Raw genomic sequence first — 559 nt, forward strand, 5'->3', positions numbered from 1 at the left:
GGCCAGTCGGGCGCGACGTCGCGGGCCATTCGGATCACGTGTTCGATCACGATCGCCTCCCGGCCGTTGACCACCCCGGCGGCCCGGGTCCGCACGGCACCGCAGGTGCCCGCCCCGATGGTGCCGAACGCCACCTCGATGTCGCGCTCGGTCAACCGGCGGTCGAGCGAACCGCGCACCTGCTCCACCTCGACCCGAAGACCCTGGGCGATCAGGTATATCGGTGCCTGCCAGGCCATCTCGATGAAGCCGGGAGTCTTCAGCATCGGCTCGAAATCCAGCGGCCGGCCGAAGCCCATCCCGTCCATCATGACGTCGGCCACCGGGTAGTGATCGTTGAGCGCGACCTCGCTGGCCGTGATGGTGCGGATGTTCTTGGACTGCGTCGTAATCAGCAGGGCGAGCTGATCAGAGGCGAACCCGGGAAAGATGCCGGAAGCGTAGAACGAGGCGCCGCCGGCCTTGGCCGCCGCCTCGAGTTGGTCACGCCACTCGGGGGCGAAATACGACGGCGGATGCACCAGGCTCGTCGAGGACGTCGACACGACGTTGATGCCGG

General features: G+C 67.6%; 1 pseudogene. It reads right to left on the minus strand.

The window, feature by feature from the left end:
- Positions 1–559 (minus strand): annotated as a pseudogene (locus A5781_RS06400) (dihydrodipicolinate reductase); the annotation flags it as partial.

This window comes from Mycobacterium sp. 852002-30065_SCH5024008, from assembly GCF_001665645.1.
Lineage (GTDB): Bacteria > Actinomycetota > Actinomycetes > Mycobacteriales > Mycobacteriaceae > Mycobacterium > Mycobacterium paraffinicum.